The sequence below is a fragment of the Mycobacterium shinjukuense genome (assembly GCF_010730055.1).
Classification (GTDB): Bacteria; Actinomycetota; Actinomycetes; order Mycobacteriales; family Mycobacteriaceae; genus Mycobacterium; species Mycobacterium shinjukuense.
Genome location: NZ_AP022575.1, coordinates 3,478,512 through 3,500,454, shown reverse-complemented (window position 1 = coordinate 3,500,454; position 21,943 = coordinate 3,478,512). Strand labels below are relative to the sequence as shown.

The window sequence follows — 21,943 nt, the reverse complement described above, 5'->3', positions numbered from 1 at the left end:
TCTCGACAGTTAGCTTATGCAATGCTAACTTCGGGGCTAGTTTTGGGCGCAATCAGCAAATGAGTGCAGGAGACGGCGCGGGCGTGGAACGCGGGGATATCAGCATGCTTACGGCCCAGCCGGTCGGGTCCCGGGTGAACGGCAAGGTGGACGCCGACGTCATCAGCCGGTTCGCCACCTGCTGTCGGGCGCTGGGCATCGCGGTTTACCAGCGGCAACGTCCGGCGGACCTGACCGCCGCGCGGTCGGGATTCGCCGCTCTCACCCGCATCGCCCACGACCAGTGCGATGCGTGGACCGGCTTGGCCGCCGCCGGCGACCAATCCATCGGGGTGCTGGAAGCGATCTGGCGCACCGCGGCCACCGCGGGCATGCTGCAACGTCAGGTGGAGCTGGCGCCCGGGGCGTTGGGCTTCCTCTACGACACCGGCCTGTACTTGCGGTTTCGCGCCACCGGCCCGGACGATTTCCAGCTCGCGTATGCGGCGGCGCTGGCCGCAACAGGGGGGCCCGGCGAATTCGCCAACGCCAACCACATCGTTGCCGGCATCACCGAGCGCCGCCCGAGCTGGCGCGAAGCCCGCTGGGTCGCCGTCGTCCTCAACTACCGCGCCGAGCGCTGGTCGGATGTCGTCAAGCTGCTGACCCCGATCGTCAACGACCCGGATCTCGACGAGGCCTTCGCGCACGCGGCCAAGATCACCCTGGGTACCGCGCTGGCCCGGCTCGGCATGTTTGCTCCGGCCTTGTCGTACCTCGAGGAACCCGACGGCCCGGTGGCCGTGGCGGCGGTCGATGGGGCGCTGGCCAAGGCGCTGGTGCTGCGGGCGCACGTCGACGAGGAGTCGGCCAGTGAAGTGCTGCAGGAGTTGTACGCGGCCCACCCGGAGAACGAGCAAATCGAACAGGCCCTATCCGATCCCAGTTTCGGGATCGTGACCACGACGGCGGCTCGGATCGAGGCCCGCACCGATCCGTGGGATCCCGCAACCGAGCCCGGCGCGGACGACTTCGTCGACCCCGCGGCCCACGAACGCAAGGCCGCGCTGCTGCACGAGGCCGAACTCCAGCTCGCCGAATTCATCGGCCTCGACGAGGTCAAAAACCAGGTGTCGCGGCTGAAAAGTTCGGTGGCCATGGAACTGGTCCGCAAGCAGCGTGGGCTCACCGTGGCGCAGCGCACCCACCACTTGGTCTTCGCCGGACCACCGGGGACCGGCAAGACCACCATCGCCCGGGTGGTCGCCAAGATCTATTGCGGCCTGGGCTTGTTGAAGCGGGAGAACATCCGAGAGGTACATCGCGCCGATCTCATCGGCCAGCACATCGGCGAAACCGAGGCGAAGACCAACGCGATCATCGACAGCGCACTGGACGGGGTGCTGTTCCTCGACGAGGCCTACGCCCTGGTGGCCACCGGCGCCAAGAACGACTTCGGCTTGGTGGCCATCGACACCCTGTTGGCCCGCATGGAAAACGACCGCGACCGCCTGGTGGTCATCATCGCCGGCTATCGCGCCGACCTGGACAAATTCCTGGACACCAACGAGGGACTTCGGTCGCGCTTCACCCGCAACATCGACTTTCCCTCCTACACGTCGCATGAGCTGGTGGAGATCGCCCACAAGATGGCCGAGCAGCGCGACAGCGTGTTCGAACAGGCCGCGCTCGACGATTTGGAGGCGTTGTTCGCCAAGTTGGCCACGGAGTCCACACCCGACACCAACGGCATCTCGCGACGAAGCCTCGACATCGCGGGCAACGGCCGGTTCGTCCGCAACATCGTGGAACGCTCCGAGGAGGAACGTGAATTCCGGCTGGACCATTCCGAACACGCCGGAACCGGCGAGTTCAGCGACGAGGAGTTGATGACGATTACGGCCGACGACGTGCGTAAATCGGTGGAGCCGCTGCTGCGCGGGCTCGGACTGTCGGTGCCGGCATGAGCAGACGCGAGCCGGACCGTGAATGGGACCCCGAAAGGGAAGCGGCCCGGCGCTCCTTCTCGTCCCGAACCCCGGTCAACGAGAACCCCGACAAGGTGGTCTACCGGCGCGGCTTTGTCACCCGCCACCAGGTGACCGGTTGGCGGTTCGTGATGCGCCGGATCGCCTCCGGTATCGCCTTGCACGACACCCGGATGCTGGTGGACCCGTTGCGCACCCAGTCGCGTGCGGTGCTGATGGGCGTCCTCCTGTTGATCACCGGATTGATCGGCTGCTTCGTCTTCTCACTGATCCGGCCCAACACCCAGGCGGCCAGCAATCAGATCCTTGCCGATCGGTCCACCGCCGCGCTGTATGTGCGGGTCGGCGACGAGCTGCACCCCGTGCTCAACCTGACCTCGGCCCGGCTCATCGTCGGTCGGCCCCTCAACCCTACGACGGTCAAAAGCGCTGAGCTAGACCGATTTCCGCGTGGAAACCTGATCGGAATTCCGGGCGCGCCGGAGCGGATGGTGCAAAACAACTCCCGCAATGCCGACTGGACGGTGTGTGACACGATCGGTGGGCCAGCCGGGCGCGCCGTCCATAGCATGGGCGTCACGGTGATCGCCGGCCGGCCGGACAGCGAGGGCACCCGGGCGGGCCCGTTGCCCGCCGGGCAGGTGATTCTGGTTGACAGCGGCGCCGGCACCTGGCTGCTGTGGGACGGCAAACGCAGCCGAATCGACCTGGCGGACCACGCGATCACCAACGCGCTGGGCCTGGGCCTGAGTGACCCGGCCATACCCGCGCCGCGACCCGTCGCCTCCGGGCTCTTCAACGCCATTCCCGAAGCGCCGCCGCTGACCGCGCCGGTGATCCCCGATGCCGGCAGCCCGGCAAACTTCGCAGTGCCGGCACCGATCGGGGCGGTCGTCACCGCGTACTCCCTGGACACCACGCCATCCGACACCTATTACGCGGTGCTGCCGGACGGTCTGCAGCCGATCTCGCCGGTGCTGGCTGCGATCCTGCGCAACACCAATTCCTATGGCCTGCAACAGCCACCGCGGTTGGGCGCCGACGAGGTCGCCAGGCTGCCGGTATCGAGAATGCTGGACACCGCCCGCTATCCCAGCCAGCCGGTCAGCCTCGTCGACATGGCCGGCAACCCGGTCATCTGCGCCCACTGGAGCAAACCAGCGGGTGCGGCCACCAGCTCACTGACCCTGTTGGCCGGCTCGGAGCCGCCGGTGACCGTGCGCACCGTCGAGCTGGTCGGCGCGGGTCAAGGGGGCGGGGCCAGCCGAGTCGCGCTGGCGCCGGGCACCGGCTATTTCGTCCAGAGCGTCGGCGGCGGCGCCACGGCACCGGCCACCGGGTCGTTGTTCTGGGTTTCCGACACCGGGGTCCGTTACGGCATCGACACCGAAACGAGTGAGGTGGCGGGCGATATCGGAACCACAGGGCGCGGCAAAACGGTTGCTGCCCTTGGCCTAAACGAGCCCGCGGTGCCCATTCCCTGGTCGATGCTCACGCTGTTCGCGGCCGGTCCGACGCTATCGCGGGCCGACGCGCTGCTGGCCCATGACAGCCTGCCGCCCGACAGCAGGCCCGGTCGTGCGGTGTCCGTGCGGGGGGAACCCCGATGAGCAGGCTGATCTTCGAGGCCCGCCGCCGGCTGGCGCCACCGAGCACTCGCAAGGGCACGATTACCATCGAGGCGCCACCCGAGCTGCCCCGGGTGATCCCGCCGTCGCTGCTACGGCGCGCGCTGCCCTATCTGATCGGGATCCTCATCGTCGGCATGATCGTCGCGCTGGTCGCCACCGGGATGCGGGTGATCTCCCCACAGACGCTGTTCTTCCCGTTCGTGCTGTTGCTGGCGGCCACCGCGCTCTACCGCGGCAACGACAACAAGATGCGCACCGAGGAGGTCGACGCCGAACGGGCCGACTATCTGCGTTACCTGTCGGTGGTGCGGGACAACATCCGGGTTCAGGCCGCCGAGCAGCGCGCGGCCGCGCAATGGTCTCACCCGGAACCGGATGCGCTGGCGGCCGTCCCCGGCTCCCGTCGCCAGTGGGAGCGTGACCCGCACGACCCCGACTTCCTGGTGGTCCGCGCCGGCCGGCACTGCGCACCCCTGGCCACCGCCGTGCGGGTCAACGACACCGCCGACGAGATCGACCTGGAACCGGTGTCGCACAGTGCATTACGCAGCCTGCTCGACACCCAGCGCACGGTCCGGGACGTGCCGACCGGAATCGATCTCGCCAAGGTTTCGCTGATCACGGTTCTTGGGGAGGTCCCAGAGGTGCGCGCGGCGATCCGCGCCTGGATCGCCCAGGCGGTGACCTGGCACGACCCCACGGTACTGGGGGTGGCGATGGCGGGGCCAGACCTGGAAAGCTCCGACTGGTCCTGGCTGAAGTGGTTGCCGCACGTCGACATTCCCGGCCAGGTCGACGGGGTTGGCCCGGCCCGCTACCTGTCAACCGACGCCGACGAGCTGGTCGAGCTGCTCGGCCCGGCGCTGGCCGACCGCCCGGCGTTCATCGGTGAGTCGTCAGGTGCGTTGCGGCACTTGCTGATCGTTGTCGACGACCCGGACTACGACCTGAAAGCCTCGACGCTGGCGGTGGGTCGCGCGGGGGTCACCGTGGTGCATTGCTCGGCCACACCGCCGCACCGCGAACAGTATTCGGATCCCGAACGGCCGATCCTGCGTATCGTGGACGGTGCCATTCAACGCTGGCAAACCGGCGGCTGGCAGTCCTACATCGACGTCGCCGACCACTACGGCGCCGACGAGGCCTCCCACCTGGCCCGCCGGCTGTCGCGATGGGACTCCAACCCGACACACACCGGGCTGCGCTCGGCGGCCACCCGCGGCGCGAGCTTTACCACCCTGCTGGGAATCACCGACGCCTCCCGACTGGATGTGCCTGCGCTGTGGGCGCCGCGACGTCGCGAGGACGAGTTGCGCGTTCCGATCGGCGTCACCGCTACCGGCGAGCCGCTGATGTTCGACCTCAAGGACGAGGCCGAGGGTGGGATGGGCCCGCACGGCCTGATGATCGGCATGACCGGTTCCGGGAAGTCGCAGACCCTGATGTCGATTCTGTTGTCGCTGTTGACCACCCATTCCGCGGATCGGCTGATCGTCATCTACGCCGACTTCAAGGGCGAGGCCGGCGCCGACAGTTTCCGCGATTTCCCGCAGGTGGTCGCGGTCATCTCGAACATGGCGGAGAAGAAGTCGCTGGCCGACCGGTTCGCCGACACCCTGCGTGGCGAGGTGGCCCGGCGCGAGATACTGCTGCGTGAGGCCGGTCGCCAGGTGCAGGGCAGCGCGTTCAATTCGGTGCTCGAGTACGAGAACGCCATCGCCGCCGGGCACGATTTACCCCCTATCCCAACGCTGTTCGTGGTGGCCGACGAGTTCACCTTGATGCTGGCCGATCACCCGGAATACGCCGAGCTGTTCGACTACGTGGCCCGCAAGGGCCGCTCGTTCCGCATCCACATCCTGTTCGCGTCCCAGACACTCGATGTCGGCAAGATCAAAGACATCGACAAGAACACCTCCTATCGGATCGGGCTGAAAGTGGCCAGCCCCAGCGTTTCTCGTCAGATCATTGGCGTGGAGGACGCCTACCACATCGAATCGGGCAAAGAATATAAGGGCGTCGGCTTCTTGGTGCCCGCGCCGGGTGCCACCCCGATCAAGTTCCGCAGCACCTACGTCGACGGTATCTACGAGCCCCCACAGATGGCCAAGACCCTTGTGGTGCAATCTGTTCCGGAGCCAAAGCTGTTCACGGCCGGTGCGGTGGCGGCGGATCCGGGCACGGTGATCTCCGGCGCTGACGAGGAGGAACCGACCGGCCCGCCGCGCAAGCTCATCGCAACCATCGGCGAACAGTTGGCCCGTTATGGGCCGCGGGCACCGCAGTTGTGGCTGCCGCCGCTGGACGAACCGATCCCGTTGAGCGCACTGCTGGCCCGTGCCGGGGTCTCACCACGGCAGTGGCGCTGGCCGCTCGGTGAGATCGACAAGCCGTTCGAGATGCGCCGCGATCCGTTGGTGTTCGACGCCACGTCGTCGGCTGGGAACATGGTGATCCACGGCGGCCCCAAGTCCGGCAAATCCACTGCGCTGCAGACCTTCATCCTGTCGGCGGCCAGCCTGCACTCGCCGCGCGACGTCACGTTCTACTGCCTGGACTACGGCGGCGGGCAACTGCGGGCGCTCCAGGATCTGGCGCACGTCGGCAGCGTCGCCTCAGCGCTGGAACCCGAGCGCATCCGTCGCACCTTCGGCGAGCTGGAACAGCTGTTGCTGTCTCGGCAGCAGCGCGAGCTGTTCCGCGACCGCGGGGGCGACGGCGCCGTCGCCGACGACGGGTTCGGTGAGGTGTTCCTGGTCATCGACAACCTGTATGCCTTCGGCCGCGACAACACCGACCCATTCAACACCCGTAATCCATTGCTGGCCAAGGTGACTGAACTGGTCAACGTGGGCCTGGCATACGGCATTCACGTGATCATCAGCACGCCGAGCTGGCTGGAGGTGCCGCTGGCGATGCGCGACGGGCTGGGGCTGCGCCTGGAACTCAAACTGCACGACCCACGCGACAGCAACGTGCGAGTGGTGGGCGCGCTGCGCCGGCCCGCCGACGCCGTCCCGCATGACCAGCCGGGCCGCGGGTTGACCATGGCCGCGGAGCATTTCCTGTTCGCGAGCCCCGCGTTGGACGCGGAAACAAACACAGTACCCGCGCTGAACGCCCGCTACCCGGGCATGGCCGCGCCACCGGTGCGTTTGCTGCCGACCAACCTCGCGCCCGAAGCCCTCGGCGCGCCGTATCGGGGCCCGGATCGGGTGGTCATCGGCCAACGCGAAGAGGACCTGGCGGCGGTGGTGCTGGACTTCGTCGAGAACCCGCTGCTGATGGTGTTCGGTGACAGCAAGTCGGGAAAGACGACCCTGCTGCGCCACATCATCCGCACCATCCGCGAGCACTCGAGCGCCGATCGGGTGGCGTTCACCGTGCTGGATCGGCGGTTACATTTGGTCGACGAGCCGCTGTTCCCCGACAACGAATACACCGCCAACATCGACCGGATCATTCCGGCGATGCTCGGGCTGGCCAACCTTATCGAGTCGCGGCGGCCGCCGGCGGGCATGTCCGCCGCCGAGCTGTCCCGCTGGACCTATCACGGCCACACCCACTACCTGATCATCGACGACGTCGACCAGATACCGGATTCGGCGGCGATGACCGGACCCTACATCGGGCAGCGACCCTGGACCCCGCTGCTGGGCCTGCTCGCGCAGGCCGGCGACCTGGGGCTGCGGGTGATCGTCACCGCGCGCGCGTCCGGATCGGCGCATGCCCTGATGACCAACCCCTTGCTGCGCCGGTTCAATGATCTACAAGCGACCACGCTGATGTTGGCCGGCAATCCGGCCGACAGCGGCAAGATCCGGGGTCAACGATTTGCCCGGTTGCCGGCCGGACGGGCGATCCTGTTGGCCGACAACCCGACCTACGTGCAGTTGGTCAACCCGCTGGCCGACGCGGCCGCGATGTTCGGTGAAACCCAACAGAAGGGGAGTTAGTCATGACGTTGCGAGTGGTGCCCGAAGGATTGGCCGCGGCCAGCGCCGCGGTGGAGGCGCTCACGGCGCGGTTGGCGGCCGCGCATGCCGAAGCGGCCCCGTTGATTACCGCGGTGGTGCCGCCGGCAGCGGATCCGGTGTCGCTGCAGACCGCGGCGGGGTTCAGCGCCCAGGGTCAGGAGCATGCCGTCATCGCCGCCCAAGGTGTAGAAGAGCTGGGGCGCGCCGGTGTTGGTGTGGGCGAATCCGGCGTCAGTTATCTCGCCGGTGATGCGGCCGCCGCCGCGACGTATGGGATCGCCGCCGGCTGACAGCGATGGCGCCCATCTGGATTGCTTCGCCGCCGGAGGTGCATTCGGCGTTGCTGAGCAGTGGTCCCGGTCCCGGCCCGCTGCTGGCGGCCGCCGCGGCCTGGAACGCTCTCAGCGCCGAATATGCTGCCGCGGCGACAGAACTCGGTGGGCTTGTCGGGGCTGTTCAGGCGGGGGCATGGCAGGGGCCGAGCGCGCTGCGCTACGGGGCCGCGCATGCGCCGTATGTCGCATGGCTGACGCAGGCGAGCGTCGATGCCGCGGGGGTGGCGGCCCAGCACGAGGCGGCCGCGGCGGCTTATAACGCCGCGCTGGTGGCCATGCCGACGTTGGCGGAGCTGACGGCCAATCATGTCATGCATGGGGTGTTGGTGGCGACGAATTTCTTTGGGATCAACACGATTCCGATCGCGCTCAACGAGGCTGACTACGTGCGCATGTGGATCCAGGCCGCCACCACCATGGGCGTCTATCAGGCGGTCTCGGGCACGGCGCTGGCAACGGCGCCACGCACCACCCCGGCGCCGACGGTGGTCACACCGGGCGAAACCGTCGGCGCCGCAGCCAACGCCGCCCTGCCGGCCGCCGAGGGTGCCGTGGCGGCCGATCCCTGGCAGTGGCTGTGGCAACTGCTGGTGCAGCTGTGGAACGCCTATACGGGCTTCTATTCGTGGATGTTTCAGCTCATCTTCGAGTTCCTGCAGGATCCCATCGGAAACTCGATAAAGATCATCATCGCCTTTCTGACGAATCCGATACAGGCACTGATCACGTACGGCCCGCTGCTGTTCGCCCTGGGCTATCAGGTCTTCTTCAACATCGTCGGTTGGCCGACCTGGGGCATGGTGCTGAGCTCCCCGTTCCTGTTGCCGGTCGGGCTCAGCCTGGGCCTGGGCGCACTAGCGTTGCTGCCGACGCAGATTGCGCCGGTTCTGATTCCGGCGGCCACCGCGCCGGTCTTCGCGGCCGCGACGGTAGCCCAGTCCGGGTGGCCGGCCGCCGGCCTGACGTCGTCCACGGTGACCGGCACCGCCGGGGCTCCGGCAGCGGGTGCGGGTGCGGGTGCTGGCGCCGGCGCCGCGCCGGCCCCGGTCGCCTCGGCAACGGCGACCCTGCCGTATGTGGTTGGCGGCGGCGGTGATTGGGGGCCGAGCGTGGGCCCGACGGTGGGTGGTCGTGGCGGACTCAAGGCACCGGCGGCGACCATCCCGGCGGCCGGCGCGGCGGCGGCCAGCCGGGCGGCGACGCGCGCCAAGCGGCGCCGGCGGGCCGAACTGCGCGACTACGGCGACGAGTTCTTGGAGATGGATTCCAGTGTCGACCCGGACTACGGGGCGCAGGCCTCCGATCACGGGGCCGGAACGCTCGGGTTCGCCGGGACCATGCGTACCGTGACCGTGCTGCAAGCAGCGGGGTTGACCGCGTTGGCCGGCGACGAATTTGGCGGCGGCCCACGGATGCCCATGGTGCCGGGAACCTGGGACCGAGGCGCGGCGAAAGGGGGCGACAACGGTTTTCAGCGAGACAGCGAGTAACCGAAATCGAGAAGGCCGAAAGGGTCGAAAGGAGAAGCCATGAGCCTATTAGACGCGCATATTCCGCAATTGGTGGCCTCGCAGTCGGCGTTCGCCGCCAAGGCGGGGCTGATGCGCCACACGATTGCCCAGGCCGAGCAGGCGGCGATGTCGGCTCAGTCGTTTCACCAGGGCGAGTCCGCCGCGGCGTTTCAGGCCGCCCATGCCCGGTTCGTGGAGGTAGCGGCCAGGATCAACACCTTGTTGGACATCGCCCAGGCGAACCTGGGTGAAGCCGCCGGGACGTACGTGGCCGCCGATTCCGCGGCGGCGTCGAGCTATACCGCGTTTTGATCAAAGCGTTGCAACCGAGCTGCTACCGAAAGGACTTGTGATGTCGCAGATCATGTACAACTACCCGGCGATGGTGGCGCATGCCGGGGACATGGCGAGCTACGCCGGAACGATGCAGGGGCTGGGTGCCGACATCGCCGCCGAGCAGGCCGCGTTGTCCAACGCCTGGCAGGGCGATACCGGGATGACGTATCAGGCGTGGCAGGCGCAGTGGAACCAAGCCATGGACGACCTGGTGCGGGCCTATCAGTCGATGGCCGGTACCCACGAAGCCAACACCATGGCCATGATGGCCCGCGACCAGGCCGAAGCCGCGAAGTGGGGCGGCTGACCGCGATCACATGGATGCTGAACCCAATGCCGTCGAGCTGACGGTCGAGAACGCGTGGTTTATTGCCGAAACCGTTGGGGCGGGCAGCTTTCCGTGGGTGCTGGCGATCACCACGCCCTACCGCGACGCCGCGCAGCATGCCGCGTTCCTGGACCGTCAGAAGCAGGAACTGACCCGGATGGGTCTGGTGGAGCCGGACGGCCCCAAGGCCGGGACGGTGAATGCCGCGGTCGCCGCCTGGATCAAACTGGTGTGCTTCCCGGACCGGTGGCTCGACCTGCGCTACGTGGGCCCCGCCTCCGCCAACGGCGACTGCGACGTGTTGCGCGGCATCGTCGCGCAGCGCGCCGGGGTCGGTGGCACCGGCTCCCAAGTCGCCAACACCGTCGTTGCGCTGCGCAGCGCGCAGTTGGTCACTTTCACCGCGATGAACATCGACGACCCCCGGTCGCTGGTTCCCGTCCTGGACGTTGGGCTGGCGCACCGGTCGCCGGCCCGGTTCGAGGAGTTCAGCATGCCGATGCGCGTCGGCGCCCGCGCCGACGAACGCCTGCGGTCCGGCACGCCGCTCGGGGAAGTCCTTGACTACCTGGGCATTCCGGCATCGGCGCGGCCGGTGGTGGAGTCGGTGTTCTCCGGACCGCGCAGCTACGTCGAGATCGTCGCCGGCTGCAACCGCGACGGCCAGCACAGCACCACCGAGGTCGGTGTGAGCATTGTCGACACCACGGCGGGCCGTGTGCTGGTCAGTCCGTCCCGAGCCTTCGACGGCGAATGGGTCTCGACCTTCAGCCCCGGGACAGCCTTTGCGATCGCGGTGGCGATCGAACGGCTGACCGCGTGGTTGCCCGACGGCCAATGGTTCCCCGGCCACCGGCTGTCCCGAGACTTCTCGGCACAACTCAGCTAACCAGAACAAGAAAGAGAGCACGATGTCTGAGCAACGGCCCCAACGCGTTCGGCGGGACCAGTGATGTCCGGCACCGTCATGCCGATCGTCCGCGTCGCCATTCTGGCGGACAGCCGGTTGACGGAGCTGGCCCTGCCCGCCGAGCTGCCCCTGCGCGAAATCCTGCCCGCGGTGCAGCGATTGGTGGCTCCGTCGGAGCAAAACGGGGAAGCCGACACCGATGTGCCCGCCCACCTGAGCCTGGCCCCCATCGGGGGGGCACCGTTCAGTCTGGACGCCAGCCTGGACACCGTGGGAGTCGTCGACGGTGATCTGCTCGCGTTGCAGCCGGTGCCTGCCGGTCCGGCCGCGCCGGGCATCGTCGAAGACATCGCCGACGCCGCGATGATCTTCTCCAGCTCGCGGCGCAATCCTTGGGGCAGCACGCATATCCGGCGCGGCGCGCTGGCCGCGGTGATCGGTGTGGCCGTGGCGGCAACCGGTTGGTCGGTGAGCTACCGGGTCGGCACCGGTGCGCTGGCCGGGCTGCTTGCGGTCGGTGGGATCGCGGCGGCCCTGGCCGTGGCCGGCTTGCTTGTCACCACCCGCTTTCCGCGCACGGGCAGCGCGCTATCGATCACCGCGCTGGCGCCGATCGGCGCCGCGTTGGCGCTGGCGGTGCCCGGCAGCTTCGGAGCGGCGCAGCTGCTGCTGGCGGCCGCGGGCGTCAGTACGTGGTCGCTGATCACCCTGATGCTGCCCAGCGCCGAGCGGGAACGTGTGGTGGCGTCGTTCACCGCGGTGGCCGTGATCGGGGCCGGCGTCGTGCTGGCGGCCGGAGCTGAACTGCTGTGGCCGTTGCCGATGCTGAGCATCGGCTGCGGGCTGATCGTGGCGGCGCTGCTGGTCACCATCGCGGCGCCGGCGCTGTCGGCGCTGTGCGCACGGTTCCCCTTGCCGGTCATCCCGGCCCCGGGGGACCCCACCCCGTCGGCGCCGTCGTTGCGGGTGCTCGCCGACCTGCCGCGGCGGGTGCGTGTCAGCGACGCGCACCAAACCGGTTTCATCGCGGCCGCCGTGCTCCTTAGTGTCCTGGGCTCGGTGGCCATCGCGGTGCGACCCGAGGCCCTCGGTGGGGTGGGCTGGTACGTGGTGGCGGCCACCGCGGCCGCCGCCACGCTGCGCGCGAGGGTGTGGGATTCGGCGGCCTGCAAGGCGTGGCTGCTCGCGCAGCCGTATCTGGTCGCCGGGACGTTGCTGGTCTGCTACGCCGCGACCGGGCGCTACCTCGCCGCCTTCGGCGCGGTGCTGGTGCTCACCGTGCTCGCGCTGGCGTGGATCGTGGTTGCGCTGAATCCTGGTATCGCCGCTCCGGAAAGCTATTCGCTGCCGCTGCGCCGGCTGCTGGGCTTCGTCGCCGCGGGCCTGGACGCGTCGCTGATCCCCGTCATGGCCTATCTGGTCGGATTGTTCGGCTGGGTGCTCAATCGATGATGCGTGCGGCCGGATTGGGTTGCTGCACGGCGGCCCTGGCGTTGGTGATGAGCGGCTGTCCGCCGGCGCTGGCGATCGGCCCGCCGGTGGTCGACGCCGCCGCGCAACCGCCGAACGGTGCCCCGGGACCGGTGCAACCGATGGAGCAACGCGGCCCCTGCAGCATCGCCGGAGTCATTCCGGGGACCGACCCCGGCGTGCCGACACCCAGCCAGGCGATGCTGAATCTTCCCACCGCGTGGCAGTTTTCCCGAGGCGACGGTCAACTGGTGGCGGTCATCGACACCGGGGTCCGGCCGGGCCCGCGGCTGCCCAACGTCGCGCCCGGCGGTGACTTCGTGGACAGCACCGACGGCCTGACCGACTGCGATGGGCATGGCACGCTGGTCGCCGGGATCATCGCCGGCCAGCCCGGTGACGACGGCTTCTCCGGGGTCGCCCCGGCCGCGCGGGTGCTGTCCATCAGGGTGACGTCGGCCAAGTTCTCCCCGCGCAGCACCGGTGGCGATCCGACGCTGGCGCGCGCGTCGGTGGACCTCGCGGCGCTGGGCCGCGCGGTCGTCCACGCGGCCGATCTGGGCGCCCGGGTGATCAACATCTCCGCGATCATCTGCCTGCCCGCCGATCGGATGGTCGAGCAGGCCGAGCTCGGCGCGGCGATCCGGTATGCGGCGGTGGACAAGGATGCGGTGATCGTGGCCGCGGCCGGCAACCGCGGATCGGCGGGATCGGTGGCCGGCGGAACGTCCTGCGAGTCCAATCCGCTGACCGACCTGAGCAGGCCCGACGATCCGCGCAACTGGGCGGAGGTCAGGTCGGTCTCCATCCCGTCGTGGTGGCAGCCCTACGTGCTGTCGGTGGCTTCGCTGACACCCGATGGGCAACCGTCGACATTCACCATGGCCGGCCCGTGGGTGGGCATCGCGGCGCCCGGCGAGAACATCGCGTCGGTGAGCAACGCCGACGACGGCGCGCTGGCCAATGGCCTACCCGACGACCACCAACAGCTGGTCGCCCTCAACGGCACCAGCTACGCGGCCGGCTACGTCTCCGGGGTCGCGGCCTTGGTCCGCGGGAAGTTTCCGGGCCTGACCGCGCCGCAGGTGGTGCACCGCATCACCGCCACCGCGCACAACGGCGCCCGGGAACCGTCCAACGTCGTCGGCGCCGGAAGCCTGGACCCGGTGGCGGCCCTGACCTGGGAACTGCCCGCTTCCGAAAACCGGGTGGCACCGGCAAGGCCGGTGGCCGTGCCCCCGGCACCGGCGCCGAAGGACCCCACCCCACGAAACGTCGCCTTCGCCGGGGCCGCCGCCCTGGCCCTGCTGGTCGCGATCGCGGCGGCCGCCGTCGCGATGGCGCGCCGTAGAAAGGAGCCCGCACCGTGAGCCGAAACCGGGCAATCCCGTGGCCAGGGAGCGGTCGGATCACCCTGGCATCGTTGGCGGTGGTGCCCGCGATCATGGCCTACCCCTGGCGGTCGCCGCGTGACTACTGGCTGCTCGGCATCGCCGTCATCGTCGTGATCGCGCTCTTCGGCTGGTGGCGCGGACTGCACTTCACCACGATCCTGCGTCGCCGGTTGGCGATGATCCGCCGCGGCAGGGGTCCCCAGCCGGGATCCGTCACCCGCACCACGGCACTGCTGCGGATGGGGTCGTCGGCGCCGGACTCCCTGCCGCTGCCGCTCATCGCCGGGTATCTGAATCGCTATGGCATCCGCGCGGATTCGATCCGAATCACCCGCCGCGACAGCGCAACCGGGGAACGGCAGACGTGGATCGGCTTGACGGTGGACGCCACCGACAACCTGGCGGCGCTGCGGGCCCGTTCGGCACGGCTTCCGTTGCCCGAGACCGCCGAGGTCGCGGCGCGCCGACTTGCCGACCATCTGCGCGAAATCGGGTGGGACGCCAGCACGGTCGACCCCGCCGAACTGCCCCGGGTACTGGCGGACGACTCCCCGGAATCGCGCGAGACGTGGCGCGGGTTGCGCCACAGCGACTCGGATCATGTTGCGGCCTACCAAGTCCGGGTGGATGAGGCGTTACCGGAAACCCTGGATGCGATCCGGTCGTATCCGGCGCGCGAGACCTGGACGGCATTGGAGATCGCCGGCGCCGCGGGAACTCGGTACACCATCGCCGCCGGATGCGCGTTGCGGACCGATACCCAGCCCGGGAACGCCGCGCCACTGGCCGGTCTGACCCCGCAATACGGACGTCACCGGACGGCGCTGTTGGCGTTGGATCCGCTGAGCACCCGACGACTCGACGGGCACACCGAGGTACCCGCCGACCTGCTGACGCGGCTGCAAACAGCAGTTAGCCGAGCATGACGTCGTGCAGGAACGGGGTCATCCGCCGCAGATAATCCAACTGGCTCACGTGGATGACGTGATTGCCGGGAAACCAGTGCAGCGCGCAGCGATCCCAATGCCGCCACAACGTCACGGCATGGTCGGGTGGGGCCATTCGATCGCCGAGACCGGTGATGATCATCCGACGATGCCTGGGCAGCAGCGGCCGGTAGTTCAGCGGGCTGTGGTAGGCCAGTCCGGCGTCCAACTGCTCGCGGCTGATGTTGGCCAGGTGCAGTCCCACCCGCACCAGCGCGCTGGCCGGGAACCATTCGTCGAACAACTTCGCCGGCACGACGACGGGGCAGTTCGGGATGACGGCCTCGAGCCGGTCTTCGACCGCCGCCAGCAACGCCGACGTGTAGCCACCCAGCGATATGCCGGTCAACGCGATGCGTTCGACGCCGGTGTGGCGCAAATAGTCCACGATGGAGCGAAAGTCGTACACCGCCTGTGCCATCGACTCGGCGAAGCCGCTCAACCCGCTGGCGAAGAAGCCGAATCCGCTGAACGGCGAGAACTTTTCGGCTCGACGCCCGTGAAACGGCAAGGTGTACAACACCACGTCGTAGCCCGATCGGTAGTACCACGGCAGCGAGAAAAACAACCCGTTGACTAAATACGACGAGCCCATGAAGCCGTGGATGACGCACAGCGTCGGGCGCGGCCCGTCGTCGTGCCGCCAATGCTGCGCGCGCACGATGTTGTTGGCGGTCAGCGAGCTCCACTGCGTGCGCATGGTGGGATTCATCGCCCTGAACCCACTGGGGAAGGAGATGTTGTCGACGGTGCCGTGCGCGAGCCACTCCGCGAGCGCGTTGGCCCGTCGGGACACCACCCGGGGGAGTTCGGTCGGCGGCGGAAACGACTTCGCCGGATCGTGGTCGGCGGCCAGTTCGGCGTAGAACTTCAGGTTGTCGCGCTCGCTGCCGGAGCCGGCGCGGCGCAGGGCGTGCATGACGACGGCCGGCGCCACCGTCGTGGAGAGCAGCGACGCGGCCGCGGTGCGCAGCGCGAGATCTCCCATCGCCGAGGACTCGACGACGATGCGCTGGCGAAGCGACAGCGCGGAACGCGGGGGCAACCCCTCGGCGCCGGCGTCGGCACCGGGGACGTCGGGGATGGGCACCAGCGGATCGATCGGGTCGACCCGCCACGGCTCGAAGGCTTCCGGTTGCTCGGGCATCGCCCCGGGGACCCCCGACATCTCAGACATCACGCCGATGGTATCCCGCCGAGCTGGCCGACCGCCCGCGGATTCGTCAGCGTCGTCAATTTTTGCCGCCGTCCCGCGTTCCCCGCGGGCAAGCGCGGCCAATCGGTAATACGGTTTGTCTATGTCGCGCGACCAGCGACGGTAGCGAATCAGGAGGGCCAGCATGTGGGATCCCAATGTCTACCTGGCCTTTGCCGATCATCGCAGTCGACCCTTCCACGACCTGCTGTCGCGGGTGGGCGCCAAGAGCGCGCGCCGGGTGGTCGACCTGGGTTGCGGCCCCGGCCACCTGACCAAGTACCTGGCGCGGCGGTGGCCGGGAGCGGTGATCGAGGCCATGGACAGCTCGCCGGAGATGGTCGCCGCGGCCCGCGAACGCGGGATCGACGCCACCGTAGGTGACCTGCGAACCTGGCAGCCACGGCCGGACACCGACGTGGTGGTCAGCAACGCTGCCCTGCATTGGGTGCCGGAGCACTCCGATCTGCTGGTTCGCTGGGCCGGCGAGCTTCCGCCCGGAACGTGGATCGCGGTTCAGATCCCGGGCAACTTCGACACCCCGTCACACGCGGCGGTGCGTGCCCTGGCCCGCCGCGAACCCTACGCAAAGATCCTGCGCGACATACCCTTTCGAGTGGGAGCGGTGGTGCACTCGCCGGCGCACTACACCAACCTGCTGATGGACGCCGGCTGCAAGGTCGATGCCTGGGAGACCACCTACCTGCACCAGCTCACCGGTGAGCACCCGGTCCTGGAGTGGATCACCGGCAGCGCGCTGGTCCCGGTGCGCGAGCGACTCGACGACGCGGGCTGGGCGCGGTTTCGGGAGGAGCTCATCCCGTTGCTGGACGACGCCTACCCTCCCCGGCCCGACGGGACCACGATCTTCCCGTTCCGACGGCTGTTCATCGTCGCCGAGACCGCGCGCCGCTCACGGGGGTAGCCCACGCGTGATTTCCTCCTCGATACCGCGGTAGATCGCGATCGCCGACCTGCCGGTCGGTGTCATGCGATGGATCTGCAGGTAAGTCTCGGTGTAGCGCTGCGCGATGCGCGACCCGGCGAAATCCGACGGTATGACGTCGCCCGTGCGCTGGCGCCAATCATGGAGGCGCACAGCCAGATCGGCCGCGATCGCATCCACGCCCGCGGTGCCGGCGCCATCGCCGGCCAGCAGGTTGCTGGTCTCGGTAGGGTCGGCGCGCAGATCGTAGAGTTCCCGCTGCGGCCGGGGCGCCTGGACAAACGGCGCGACGGCCACACCGGACGGGCTTTCCTCGATGTCCCATGGCAGGTCCAGCAGCGGCCGGGGGGCGTAATTCTCGATGTAGCTGTATTCCTTTGTGCGGATCGCCCGGATGGGATCGAACGAGTCGTGATAGGTCTTGGCGGTGTACACGTAGTTGCGGACCGGTTCGGCGTGCGCGTCCGGTTCGAGCAGCGCTTCGGCATGCGACACGCCTTCGACGTCGGCGGGCACGTCCAGACCCAGCAGCCCCAGCAGGGTCGGTAGCAGGTCGACGCCGCTGAACAGGTCGTCGTAGACGCGGGGTGTCAGGCCCCGGCCGGTCGGCGGCCGGATGATCATCGCAATGCCGGTTCCGGCGTCGTACAGGGTGGATTTGGCGCGCGGGAACGCCGGGCCGTGATCGGTGAGGAACACCACCCAGGTGCTGGCATCCAGACCGGTGTCGGCGAGCGTGTCCAGTATCTGGCCGACGGCCGCGTCCGCGGTGGCGATGGACCCGTAGAAGTCGGCGATGTCCTGCCGTACCTCGGGGGTGTCGGGCAGATAGTCGGGCACCACGACGGTTTCGCGATCGGCCGGTCGATAGCGTTCGTGCGGGTAGGGCCGGTGGGTTTCGAAGAACCCCGCCGTCAGCAGGAACGGTTGCCCGGCCAGCACGGGGGCGCTGTCACGCAGCCATTCCTGGACCTTCGCCACCACGTATTCGCAGTAGGAGTTCGACACGTCGAACTCGTCGAACCCCAGCCTCCTGGGGTAGGATGTCTCATGCTGCATCCCGAAAAGAGCTGAATACCAACCAGATTCGGACAACAGCTGCGGTAGGGTGCGCACTCCGCTGCGGTATTCCCAGCCGTGGTGGGCCAGGCCGACCAGTCCGTTGCTCTGCGGGTAGCGACCGGTGAACAACGAGCCCCGCGACGGCGTGCACAGCGGCGCGGTGGCATGCGCCCTGGTGAACAGAACGCCCTCGGCGGCAAGTCGATCCAGCCGCGGGCTGCTGACGTCCGGGTGGCCGTACACGCCGAGGTACCGACCCAGGTCGTGCCAGTGCACGATCAGCACATTTTCTTTTTCGGGGTCACGGTGCCGCGCCCGCACGGCGCTGTCACCCGGTCCTGCCGTCACCGCTCCAGCTTGCCTTTCCGCCTGGCGACGAGGCCAGGCAATCGCGCCGCAGCCGCGACGATACCGGGCCGGCCCAAGCGGCCCGCGGGGTAGCTGCCAGCTGCCGAGCCCGGGCGCCGATCGCTCACGGCTGGCGATTAGCCGGGGCGGGTGTCGACGCGCACCCCAGGCCTGGGGAGCGGATCGGATGGCGGGCCTCAGTTGTCGAGGGCCAGGGCGGTGGCCAATGCACGGTTGACGCGGGTCATGGTTTCGCGGGTCAGTGCTCCGAGGTGCTCGCCGAGTTCGTCTTTGCCCAGTGTTTCGATGTTGTCGGCGTTGGCATATCCGGTGAGGGGATCGGCGTTGGATAGCGGCACCCAGGTGGGCAGGTGCCGGACGGTGGTGGTGAGCCTAATGGCCAACACATCGGCGGTGTGGCGGTTGCGGGCGTTGTTGGACACGATCAGCCAGGGTTGGGGTCCGAATCCGACGTCGCAGCGGTACACCTGTCCGCGGGCCGGTGTCATTCGGCGCCTCGTTGACGGGCGTTGCGCCGCGCGCGGGCGGCCTGGCGCTCGTCCTCGGATTCGTACGGGTAGGCGGACCAGTCACGCAAGTCTGATACCAGAAAGCGAACCCGTTAACGGTTCTATCCACTGGGATCATAATTCGACACCGGAGCGCCGAGTTGGAGCGAGTGCGGGCAAGCCGGCGCCATCGCCACTAACACTCACCGCGGGCCGCGCCAAGACCCCGCCAAGCCCGAGGTCACCGAACCAACAAAGGCCGCCGCCGAGGCCAGCTCGAGGGCCGGTCCAATTGACCTCGAGTGCCGAGCCGGTGGCCATCGTGTGCATGGGCTCGGTGCCCGTGGAGTGACCCGCCGGTGCCGGCCGCCGGTAGCGCGCCACCCGCCCCGGCCACGGATCACCATCACGGCGAATAGGTAACGCCGACCGCGCGCACGACGTACTCGGCAGGCACATCGAAGGCCAGCGATCGCCGCGGCAGCCGGGCGAGCACGTCGTCGGGGATGTCGGCCTTGAAGTGCAGCGAGAGCTCGCCGTGAAACCTCGGGTCGACCTTGGCAACGTCGAGATCAAGTCGCAGACCCGTCGGCGAAATCTCGGCCGTCGCGGCGCCGGTCTGCGGGGCGTCCCAGGGCACGTCGAGCACCCGGCCGGCCAGCTTCGGCAGCGACGACAGCGTCCCCAGTGCCCGTTGGGTGGTGAAGGCCAGCGAACCCACGTAGCTGGCGATGCTGTGTGCGGCCCGCAGGCCTGGGATCACCCCGGAGAAACGCCGGGTGACCGCGACGTACTCGGCGAGGTAGATGACCCCCTCCGCCTCGAGCTGAGCGCGCAGATCGGCGGGAAATTTGCCGATTCCGAACCATTTGCGAACGACCACCGCCATGAGGCCAGTATGGGTCCGTTTCGCCGTTGCCGCATCGATGCTGGTATCGGTTGATGGCATGATCCGCCCACGGACCGGCCCGACCGTGCTTCTCGCGGTGGCCGCGATCGTGCTCTACGCGCTGCTGTGGGTGGGAAACACTCAACACTGGGGCTGGCTGAACGACTTCGATTGGTCGTTGTTGAACGCGGCGCACGACGTTGGCATCAAACACCCGATGTGGGTGCGGTTTTGGGATGTGGTGTCCATTGTCCTGGGCCCGATCCCGCTGCGGTCGTTGGGATTGATGACCGCGGCGATTTCGCTGGTGTGGCGCCAGCTGCGAATGGCGGGGTTGTTGTTGGTTTGCCTCCCGCTCAACGGGTTCGTGACGATGGCGGCCAAGGATCTGGCTGATCGCCCGCGACCGGCGACCGCGCTGGTCGCCGCGACGTCGACGTCGTTTCCGTCCGGGCACGCGTTGCAGGGGATGGCCAGCGCGCTGGCGTTGTTGACCTTGCTGATGCCGTTGATGAAACGCCCCCCGATGCGGGTCGTTGCGGTCGCGGTGGCCGCGGTGGGCGTGCTGCTGGTCGGTATCGCCCGGGTGGCACTGAACGTGCATCACCCGTCGGACGTGATCGCCGGGTGGGCCCTGGGATATCTGTATTTCCTGGTGTGCCTGTGGGTGTTTCGGCCTGTCCCGATAACCCTGCGCTGCGCCCCGGCAACGTCACGGCGCAGTGACCCAACCGGGTCTCAACCTTAACTTGACCAAGGGGTTAATCCGGCTGACGATGAAGCGATGCGCCCACTGGTAGCTCCGCTGTGTGCTGGGATGTTGCTGGCCGGTGCGGCAACGGTGCTCGCCCCGGTGACCGCCGCGGCGGGTAACCCGTGGTTCGCGAACTCGGTTGGCAATGCCACCCAGGTGGTGTCGGTGGTCTCGACCGGCGGCTCGACCGCGACGATGGACGTCTACCAGCGCACGGCCGCGGGCTGGCGACCGCTGAAGACCGGGATTTCGACCCATGTCGGTTCGGCAGGCATGGCGCCGCAGGCCAAAAGCGGGTACCCAGCGACTCCCATGGGGGTCTACAGCCTCGACTCCGCCTTTGGCACCGCGCCCAATCCCGGAGGCGGGCTGCCCTACACCCAGGTCGGACCCAACCACTGGTGGAGCGGCGACGACCACAGTCCGACCTTCAACACCATGCAGGTATGTCAGAAGTCCCAGTGCCCGTTCAATACGGCCGAGAGTGAGAACCTGCAAATCCCGCAGTACAAGCACGCCGTGGTGATGGGCGTGAACAAGAACAAGGTTCCCGGCGGTGGTGCCGCGTTCTTCTTCCACACCACCGACGGCGGCCCCACCGCGGGCTGCGTGGCGATCGACGATGCCACGTTGGTGCAGATCATCCGTTGGCTGCGGCCCGGCGCGGTGATCGCGATCACCAAGTAGCCCGGCCAAGCCTGCCGAATGTGAACGGTACGACGGGTTTTCGGCGTGTCGCGTCGTGAGATTCACACTCGGCGCATCGGGCGGATAAGGCCTGCGTCAGGCCAGGGCGCGGCCGGGTTTCACCGTGAAGTTGAGGCCCGCCACCGACATCGTGGCCTCATAGGTGCGGTCGTAGCCGGTGGCGCTGATCCGCCAGCCGTCGGGTGTGCGCCGGTACTGGTCGCGGTAAAAGGCCGCACCGATCAGCATGAACTCGGCGTCGGCGACGATGACGCGGTCCTGCAGGTACCAGGTTCCGGTTGCGGTGTCGCCGGTCACGGTGATCTCCGGATGGCTCACCCGGTGCTCGGTGATGACGCCCGGGCCAAGCGCTGAGCGCAGGTAGTCCACCAGGTCGGTGCGGTTGGTGAAGTGCAGCTCGGCACCCAACGAGGACCCGTAGTCGCCGCGGATGTCCTCGGTGAGCGTGTCGGCGAAGTCGTCCCAGTGCTTGGTGTCCAGCGCGCGCAGGTAGCGGTATTTGACCCGCTTGATCGCTTCGATGTCGGCCAGGGCTGAGGGTGCGGCGTCGGCGAGGTTCATCACGCCATTGCAGCACGTTCGTCGCCAGCCCGGTGGCGGACCCGCGGAATGTGTCAAGATGCCGGCCGTACCACTTCGGTGACACAACCGCATCGACCGTATACCAATGGGGTTGTGACCCAACTA

At 68.3% G+C, this 21,943-nt stretch carries 19 protein-coding genes; 14 read left to right on the top strand and 5 right to left on the bottom strand.

Annotated elements, in window-relative coordinates:
• Positions 1-83 precede the first annotated feature (83 nt).
• The 11 genes from eccA to eccE all read left to right on the top strand — a co-directional run bounded on the left by eccA (position 84) and on the right by eccE (position 14,785).
• Positions 84-1,946 (top strand): type VII secretion AAA-ATPase EccA, encoded by a 1,863-nt coding sequence (eccA, locus tag G6N20_RS15800; protein ID WP_083045718.1) that lies wholly within the window; start codon positions 84-86, stop codon positions 1,944-1,946.
• Positions 1,943-3,577: a type VII secretion protein EccB gene (eccB, locus tag G6N20_RS15795; protein WP_083045717.1), complete on the top strand. Its 1,635-nt coding sequence runs from the start codon at positions 1,943-1,945 to the stop codon at positions 3,575-3,577. Before eccA ends, eccB begins: the two co-directional genes overlap by 4 nt.
• Positions 3,574-7,554: a type VII secretion protein EccCa gene (gene eccCa / locus G6N20_RS15790; protein WP_083045716.1), complete on the top strand. Its 3,981-nt coding sequence runs from the start codon at positions 3,574-3,576 to the stop codon at positions 7,552-7,554. The genes eccB and eccCa overlap by 4 nt, the downstream gene beginning before the upstream one ends.
• A 2-nt stretch (positions 7,555-7,556) precedes the next feature.
• Positions 7,557-7,865 carry a PE family protein gene (locus G6N20_RS15785; RefSeq protein ID WP_083045715.1) on the top strand — a complete coding sequence of 103 codons (309 nt, stop codon included), beginning with the start codon at positions 7,557-7,559 and terminating at the stop codon, positions 7,863-7,865.
• Positions 7,866-7,870: 5 nt separating this feature from the next.
• A complete protein-coding gene (locus G6N20_RS15780; RefSeq protein WP_083045714.1) occupies positions 7,871-9,400 on the top strand; it encodes a PPE family protein in 1,530 nt (509 codons plus the stop codon).
• 39 nt (positions 9,401-9,439) lie between these two features.
• On the top strand, positions 9,440-9,733 hold the full coding sequence (esxG, locus tag G6N20_RS15775; protein ID WP_083045713.1) for a type VII secretion system protein EsxG: 294 nt from the start codon (positions 9,440-9,442) through the stop codon (positions 9,731-9,733).
• Positions 9,734-9,773: 40 nt separating this feature from the next.
• Positions 9,774-10,064: a WXG100 family type VII secretion target gene (locus G6N20_RS15770; protein WP_083045712.1), complete on the top strand. Its 291-nt coding sequence runs from the start codon at positions 9,774-9,776 to the stop codon at positions 10,062-10,064.
• A 10-nt stretch (positions 10,065-10,074) separates the two neighbouring features.
• The gene (locus tag G6N20_RS15765; protein ID WP_083045711.1) at positions 10,075-10,974 is read left to right on the top strand and encodes an ESX secretion-associated protein EspG; all 900 of its coding nucleotides are present in this window, start codon (positions 10,075-10,077) and stop codon (positions 10,972-10,974) included.
• A 63-nt stretch (positions 10,975-11,037) separates the two neighbouring features.
• On the top strand, positions 11,038-12,447 hold the full coding sequence (gene eccD / locus G6N20_RS15760) for a type VII secretion integral membrane protein EccD (RefSeq protein WP_142271797.1): 1,410 nt from the start codon (positions 11,038-11,040) through the stop codon (positions 12,445-12,447).
• Positions 12,444-13,835 carry a type VII secretion-associated serine protease mycosin gene (gene mycP, locus G6N20_RS15755; RefSeq protein ID WP_083045709.1) on the top strand — a complete coding sequence of 464 codons (1,392 nt, stop codon included), beginning with the start codon at positions 12,444-12,446 and terminating at the stop codon, positions 13,833-13,835. The genes eccD and mycP overlap by 4 nt, the downstream gene beginning before the upstream one ends.
• Complete coding sequence (gene eccE, locus G6N20_RS15750; RefSeq protein WP_083045708.1) at positions 13,832-14,785, top strand: type VII secretion protein EccE; 954 nt, start codon at positions 13,832-13,834, stop codon at positions 14,783-14,785. Before mycP ends, eccE begins: the two co-directional genes overlap by 4 nt.
• On the opposite strand, the gene G6N20_RS15745 is transcribed toward eccE, so the two are convergent.
• The gene (locus G6N20_RS15745; protein WP_083045825.1) at positions 14,772-15,992 is read right to left on the bottom strand and encodes an alpha/beta hydrolase family protein; all 1,221 of its coding nucleotides are present in this window, start codon (positions 15,990-15,992) and stop codon (positions 14,772-14,774) included. The two genes, eccE and G6N20_RS15745, sit on opposite strands and share 14 nt — an antisense overlap.
• A 193-nt stretch (positions 15,993-16,185) precedes the next feature.
• Between G6N20_RS15745 and G6N20_RS15740 the strand changes: the two genes are divergently transcribed.
• Positions 16,186-16,965 carry a trans-aconitate 2-methyltransferase gene (locus G6N20_RS15740; protein WP_083045707.1) on the top strand — a complete coding sequence of 260 codons (780 nt, stop codon included), beginning with the start codon at positions 16,186-16,188 and terminating at the stop codon, positions 16,963-16,965.
• On the opposite strand, the gene G6N20_RS15735 is transcribed toward G6N20_RS15740, so the two are convergent.
• The 3 genes from G6N20_RS15735 to G6N20_RS15725 all read right to left on the bottom strand — a co-directional run bounded on the left by G6N20_RS15735 (position 16,954) and on the right by G6N20_RS15725 (position 19,794).
• Positions 16,954-18,369, bottom strand: coding sequence for a sulfatase family protein (locus tag G6N20_RS15735; protein ID WP_142271807.1), 1,416 nt, complete (start codon positions 18,367-18,369; stop codon positions 16,954-16,956). The genes G6N20_RS15740 and G6N20_RS15735 overlap by 12 nt on opposite strands.
• A gap of 224 nt (positions 18,370-18,593) precedes the next feature.
• On the bottom strand, positions 18,594-18,905 hold the full coding sequence (locus G6N20_RS15730; protein ID WP_083045705.1) for a type II toxin-antitoxin system PemK/MazF family toxin: 312 nt from the start codon (positions 18,903-18,905) through the stop codon (positions 18,594-18,596).
• A 406-nt stretch (positions 18,906-19,311) separates the two neighbouring features.
• On the bottom strand, positions 19,312-19,794 hold the full coding sequence (locus G6N20_RS15725) for a hypothetical protein (protein ID WP_083045704.1): 483 nt from the start codon (positions 19,792-19,794) through the stop codon (positions 19,312-19,314).
• Between the two features lie 58 nt (positions 19,795-19,852).
• On the opposite strand from G6N20_RS15725, the gene G6N20_RS15720 reads away from it, so the two are divergent.
• Together G6N20_RS15720 and G6N20_RS15715 are read left to right on the top strand one after the other, a co-directional pair.
• The gene (locus G6N20_RS15720; RefSeq protein WP_083045703.1) at positions 19,853-20,542 is read left to right on the top strand and encodes a phosphatase PAP2 family protein; all 690 of its coding nucleotides are present in this window, start codon (positions 19,853-19,855) and stop codon (positions 20,540-20,542) included.
• Positions 20,543-20,578: 36 nt separating this feature from the next.
• A complete protein-coding gene (locus G6N20_RS15715) occupies positions 20,579-21,235 on the top strand; it encodes a L,D-transpeptidase family protein (RefSeq protein WP_083045702.1) in 657 nt (218 codons plus the stop codon).
• Positions 21,236-21,331: 96 nt separating this feature from the next.
• Here G6N20_RS15715 and G6N20_RS15710 read toward each other — a convergent pair whose 3' ends face one another.
• Positions 21,332-21,817 carry a nuclear transport factor 2 family protein gene (locus tag G6N20_RS15710; RefSeq protein WP_083045701.1) on the bottom strand — a complete coding sequence of 162 codons (486 nt, stop codon included), beginning with the start codon at positions 21,815-21,817 and terminating at the stop codon, positions 21,332-21,334.
• Between the last annotated feature and the right edge of the window lie 126 nt (positions 21,818-21,943).

Bases quoted from the DNA above. Each gene is read 5' to 3' on its own strand.
- eccD (WP_142271797.1), top strand. From the start codon at position 11,038: ATGTCCGGCACCGTCATGCCGATCGTCCGCGTCGCCATTCTGGCGGAC.
- G6N20_RS15715 (WP_083045702.1), top strand. From the start codon at position 20,579: ATGCGCCCACTGGTAGCTCCGCTGTGTGCTGGGATGTTGCTGGCCGGT.
- G6N20_RS15730 (WP_083045705.1), bottom strand. From the start codon at position 18,905: ATGACACCGGCCCGCGGACAGGTGTACCGCTGCGACGTCGGATTCGGA.
- G6N20_RS15785 (WP_083045715.1), top strand. From the start codon at position 7,557: ATGACGTTGCGAGTGGTGCCCGAAGGATTGGCCGCGGCCAGCGCCGCG.
- esxG (WP_083045713.1), top strand. From the start codon at position 9,440: ATGAGCCTATTAGACGCGCATATTCCGCAATTGGTGGCCTCGCAGTCG.
- G6N20_RS15780 (WP_083045714.1), top strand. From the start codon at position 7,871: ATGGCGCCCATCTGGATTGCTTCGCCGCCGGAGGTGCATTCGGCGTTG.
- G6N20_RS15770 (WP_083045712.1), top strand. From the start codon at position 9,774: ATGTCGCAGATCATGTACAACTACCCGGCGATGGTGGCGCATGCCGGG.
- G6N20_RS15745 (WP_083045825.1), bottom strand. From the start codon at position 15,992: ATGCCCGAGCAACCGGAAGCCTTCGAGCCGTGGCGGGTCGACCCGATC.
- G6N20_RS15740 (WP_083045707.1), top strand. From the start codon at position 16,186: ATGTGGGATCCCAATGTCTACCTGGCCTTTGCCGATCATCGCAGTCGA.
- G6N20_RS15720 (WP_083045703.1), top strand. From the start codon at position 19,853: ATGATCCGCCCACGGACCGGCCCGACCGTGCTTCTCGCGGTGGCCGCG.
- eccCa (WP_083045716.1), top strand. From the start codon at position 3,574: ATGAGCAGGCTGATCTTCGAGGCCCGCCGCCGGCTGGCGCCACCGAGC.
- G6N20_RS15725 (WP_083045704.1), bottom strand. From the start codon at position 19,794: ATGGCGGTGGTCGTTCGCAAATGGTTCGGAATCGGCAAATTTCCCGCC.
- mycP (WP_083045709.1), top strand. From the start codon at position 12,444: ATGATGCGTGCGGCCGGATTGGGTTGCTGCACGGCGGCCCTGGCGTTG.
- G6N20_RS15710 (WP_083045701.1), bottom strand. From the start codon at position 21,817: ATGAACCTCGCCGACGCCGCACCCTCAGCCCTGGCCGACATCGAAGCG.
- eccB (WP_083045717.1), top strand. From the start codon at position 1,943: ATGAGCAGACGCGAGCCGGACCGTGAATGGGACCCCGAAAGGGAAGCG.
- G6N20_RS15765 (WP_083045711.1), top strand. From the start codon at position 10,075: ATGGATGCTGAACCCAATGCCGTCGAGCTGACGGTCGAGAACGCGTGG.